General features: G+C 61.2%; 6 protein-coding genes. All 6 read right to left on the reverse strand.

Features of this window, described 5'->3' with window-relative positions:
* The coding region (locus AB1609_16275; protein MEW6048005.1) for a tetratricopeptide repeat protein at positions 1 to 521 on the reverse strand (521 nt) is incomplete at its 3' end.
* Between the two features lie 599 nt (positions 522 to 1,120).
* Positions 1,121 to 1,405, reverse strand: coding sequence for a hypothetical protein (locus AB1609_16280; GenBank protein ID MEW6048006.1), 285 nt, complete (start codon positions 1,403 to 1,405; stop codon positions 1,121 to 1,123).
* 125 nt (positions 1,406 to 1,530) lie between these two features.
* Positions 1,531 to 2,094, reverse strand: a complete 564-nt coding sequence (locus AB1609_16285; protein ID MEW6048007.1) for a hypothetical protein — start codon at positions 2,092 to 2,094, stop codon at positions 1,531 to 1,533.
* A gap of 136 nt (positions 2,095 to 2,230) precedes the next feature.
* Entirely contained in the window at positions 2,231 to 3,427 is a 1,197-nt protein-coding gene (locus AB1609_16290) for an SIR2 family protein (protein ID MEW6048008.1), read from the reverse strand.
* A gap of 150 nt (positions 3,428 to 3,577) precedes the next feature.
* Positions 3,578 to 4,072, reverse strand: coding sequence for a DUF4411 family protein (locus tag AB1609_16295; GenBank protein ID MEW6048009.1), 495 nt, complete (start codon positions 4,070 to 4,072; stop codon positions 3,578 to 3,580).
* Positions 4,069 to 4,505: hypothetical protein (locus AB1609_16300; GenBank protein MEW6048010.1), on the reverse strand; the 437-nt coding region annotated here is incomplete at its 5' end. The genes AB1609_16295 and AB1609_16300, both read right to left, overlap by 4 nt.

Genomic DNA, 4,505 nt, shown 5'->3' on the forward strand with positions numbered 1-4,505 from the left:
AGGAACTCCGGGTCATCTCTAAGCTGCGCGGCTCTGTCCAGGTGTTCGATGGCACTGCGGGCGTCGCCCGAGCGCAGAAGTGCCAGCCCGAGCCAGAAACGGCACTCGGCGTTATCGGGTTGGGCTTCAACGGCCTGTTTCAAGAGATCGGCCGACTTCCTGTAGTCACGCTCGAAGAAGTGGAGCTTCCCAAGGAAGAGTTCGGAGAGGTGCAACTCGTCCCGCAAAGCCTCGTGCGCCCGCTTCAGCCGCTCTATCTCCTCTTTCAGTGCCCCCACTTCACGGATCCTATCCTTGAGAGTCTCGCCCGCATCGGCTGCTTGACGAACCAACCTGAACAACTCCTCACGCCCGCCCTCGGCCCTGACCCAGAGAAGAACCAGGGAGACCCAGATGGGAACGAAAGAGAGGTTGTGCAACTGCTCCACCCACGAGACCTGCCGCAGCGGGGTCAGTGTAACCACTTCCAGGGCCACGCCAACGAGAAACAAGATGGAGCACACGACAACCCAACCACGCAACCTGATCCACCCCCTCCCCTCGGATGCTCGAGGACGCCCCCGGCGTCTCTGCCTTCTCGGTATCGAGACTACTCCCCGGCCCGATCAAGCACCCTCGGGATCAAACGGACCTCTATACCGCCGGCGACTCGCAGGCTAGCCGGACGAACGAACTGGGGGTGGGCCTTAACGACCACCCCCAGCAATTCCCATCAGCCACCGCAGAGGCAGACGGCTCATGGTAGGTATGGCAGAAGATCTCGCAGCCGCTGACCACGGAACGCCCCCGAGCGCCGCAATGGAGCGCCTCCCACGCGCCGCGGGCGCCAGGACCCCGATAGTTCGAAACGATCTCTTGAGGGTGCCGGCCTGTGCGCCCGGGCATGGCGCGGGCCCACTCGCACTTGCCCCCTTCCGGCGTTAATGCGGCCGCGACCACGCTGCCGGGAAACGGCTCCCCCATCGTGACCCCTGCCTCACGTTTCTCGGTACGTGGGGCGCCCCGACGTACACGTCGGGTCGCCAGACAGTGCTGCCTCAACCCTATTGGTAGCAGCCTACCCGGCCGAACTGCGCCTACCCGGGGTTGTCACAGCCATGGGGGGTCCAGATGTCCGCCATCAGCCGCACCCGAAAGCCACGTCGAGTAGCAGGGCCGCGAACGCAGGGTCACAAGGGACGGACGGGAAACCGCGATGAGACCTGGAGTCGGAGGGGGCGGAGGAGGGAGAGGGAGCCGTCGAGGGGGCGGAGAGCAGGGGCGCGTCCCAGTCCAAGAGGAGGTGGGACTGGATGGCGCGCCTGATGCCGTCGCGGTTGGCGAGGTCAATGAGGAAGGCCAGCGTGCCGTCGTCCACCCGCCGGGCAAGCTGACGGAGGCGCACGCCCACCTCGATCTCACGCACACGAGCAGGGACCTCCACCGGCGATCATGCTCGGCCAAGGACTGCGCAGGCAGGTTGTCCTCCGCCAGAGCGTGGGTCAACACATCGACAACAACCTCCGCAGCCAGCAGACCGCAGTGCCCCCCTTAACCACGCAATTGCTCAAGCGTTGCCAGCAATTTGGGCCCTATGTCTAATGCCCATTCGGCGGCGCGTGGATCGACCTGGGCCCCATGAACCGCCCTGTTCAACAACCCTATCATATCGTTAAGTGCACTAGTCTGTTCATGGGACAGCACTCCGGCTTGGTGAAGCGTACGTACTAAGATACCCACGCCACCATGTCGTGGCCTTAAGTTCTTCCGCTCGGCAATATCCGAGAGACGTTGCTCAAGCTCGATACGCAAGCCCGCCAACGCCAGCCTCGGGTCTTCATCGGCCACAAGCTGGAACGAGTACTCCCGAAGGGGGTCGACGCGCGTTTGCAACAGACCTGCCTTGCCAGCCTTCTCGCGCATTGACTCAAGTTCGTTGAACTGGACCTTTACCCCACCAGGTAGCTCGATCGACCTAATCATCGGTGCTAACCAGGGTACTAGGGCCAATACAAGCAGAGTCACGGTAACCAGGTCAATGTTTAGCTTCGGCCAGATGGTGTGCAAGATCGCCAGGATCGCAGCGCCCACGGATACAACATACTTGAATTTCATTCCGACACCCCTTAAACATCCAACAGTTCAAGGGTCCCGGTGCCAGGCGACGCGGCTCTGCCGCGGAGACTGCGCGGGGCTCAACTTTTGACTGCGTCCACCCCTGCTCCTCATCGCCGCCATCGTACATGCACACCTAAGTTGCAAAGTAATAGCCAGCGTCCCCCGCAGCAGGGATTGGCCATAATCTGTCGAGGAGTAGCGCAACTTCCGGTTGCTCCCACAGTGACGGGGATAGCGGCTGGAGAATGCTTTCGACCCGCCCGCCTTCAAAGAACTGCCGGTACCGCGCAACGGTGCTCACGCTGGGGTCCACCACGAGAACCTCGGCGTGAGCCCCGATGCCTTCCCTGAGCAAGTTACGTACGTCTTCGTCCTCGTCTGGGAGGGAATACCCTATGAAGACAACGAGGGTTGCCCGGCTCAGTTCGTCGCGCGCAGCTTTCCATATTTGCTTCAAGGAGAAGTGTGGTTGGCTGCGACGACGGGACGGAGTAACCAGCATGTCAGCCCAATTAGCCTGCCCGCACCGGGGGCAAGAGTGCTCCACACGTTGCCCGGCGAATAGCGACTGCGTCGGATACGAGTCGGGCCATACGCCCACGCAGCCGCAATCCAGACACACGAGCCAGTTCACCGAGCCATGGATTTTGAGCAGCCGTAAACCCCGCTGCGACCTTGACGGGTCAACGCAGTAGTCGGGCATTATGCCACAGTCCTCCAGCGCCTGGTCAAATATCAAATCATAGTTCGTCGAGATTACCGATGCTCGCCGCCTTATCGCCAGCCGAGCCAGGGTGTTGTTAGCCTGGTTTCGTGGCTGTGAAGGGGTCTGTTCTCGGGCCCTCATGTACTGCGGGACGTGCATCGTATCACAGCCTCGGCCCGTGGCGTTCTCATAGACCCCGAGGTAGGTCAGGGGGCCGTAGGCAGGTGAAGGCGGCTCGTGCCTGCTTGGCGCGATGTCAGCACAATTGTACGTGAGCGGCCATCTGTCAGGTTCGTCTGCCACTTGCCCGACCCAAGGCGCGGTGCCCGCATCAGAATCGATCGCGTCAGCGTGACGGTCCCAGGTGAAGCGACGCCGACACCTTTCCCACTTAGTAAGGCAGCCTAGAAAAAGGCGAAGCAACTCGAACCGAACCTGTTCCGCTCTGAGCCCGCAGATCGACTGACGCGCAGCGACCATCTCATCGAGCCATGTCAAGAGTTCGTTGAACGGGGGAAACTCACCCTGAGTCGTACGAGGGTATCCACTCAAGGCACGAAGCAGGCGTTGCCACTCCGGACGATCCCCGAAGCAACGCTCGATCTCCTTGAGGTAGTCACACATCAAAGGTGCTCCATCGGCTGCGGACGCCCCTGCCCCCAGGAATAGCACGGCGTTCAAGGAATCCCCCTCCGTCCCCCGATAATACCGTGATCTCGCAGTCTCCAGTGTGGTCTGCCCAAGACCACTTAGACCCCCGGGGCAGTGCCCCCTCTACGGGTAGAGGCCGAATTCTGCAAGGAACTCCCTCAGGCGAAGATGCCGAAGTCCTAGCCTTCGGCACGCCGTGGCGATCGAGATGCGTGTCGGCCTATCCCTTACGTCTTCCGACACAACCACGACCCCATTCGCCCCGTGTTCGCGCTGCAACGCCACCGCTAACGCGAGGACGTATGGGTCCGCATCCTCGTGATCCTTCTGGGTATCCACGACGTCACCCACGACCGCCATTACCCGACGGACGTCTTCAAAGCTGGGGTCAGAGACTCGGTGGGACCGAGCCCATGAGTATGGAGCATCTCTTGCTGCCCACAAACTGAGTTCGTCGGTGACCTTTTTGGGATAAGTGACACAGCCACGTGCACGAAGTGTCGATAGGTCCCCATACAGCCGCATCTGCACCGCGGGCGGCAGGGTTTTGAGTTCAACAACCGCCGAGGTGTCCAGGACGGCGACCACGGGCAGGTCCAGCGACCTTGCCCATGTCACCGGAGGATCTCCCTGAGTTGGGCCAATGACGCGGTAGAGACGTTCATGTACGAAAGCACGTCGTACAGTTGGACAAAGCCTTCATGCATAGCCTCCAGCAGCAAGCTGGGGAGCTGTGTGCCCAACTCCTTGATTCTCAGCTTGTGCTGCGGAAGGCCCCGACCACCCGGTCTTCCCACCCGCAGATCGGTTTGTGCGAGCCGATCTACCGTCTCATACAAGCTCGGATCCGATACGCCAAGATCAATGAGCCGCAAGGCCGTGGCCCTAAGGCTAACCTTGTAACGCCTAGCAAGGTAACCCACCTTATCCATATGGCTGATCTTGGCACCCGACCACCCCAACTCTCTGAGGTCCTTCAGGAGAGTGTCGGCGGGCAAGAGTAGGCTGGCCGCAAATCGTTCACACCACCGCTCCGAACCACGGTCGACTA

Source organism: Bacillota bacterium (genome assembly GCA_040754675.1).
Classification (GTDB): Bacteria; Bacillota; Limnochordia; order Limnochordales; family Geochordaceae; genus Geochorda.

What these genes read in the sequence shown, in the direction of transcription:
- AB1609_16285 (MEW6048007.1), bottom strand. Translation starts at nt 2,094, where the DNA reads ATGAAATTCAAGTATGTTGTATCCGTGGGCGCTGCGATCCTGGCGATC.
- AB1609_16290 (MEW6048008.1), bottom strand. Translation starts at nt 3,427, where the DNA reads ATGTGTGACTACCTCAAGGAGATCGAGCGTTGCTTCGGGGATCGTCCG.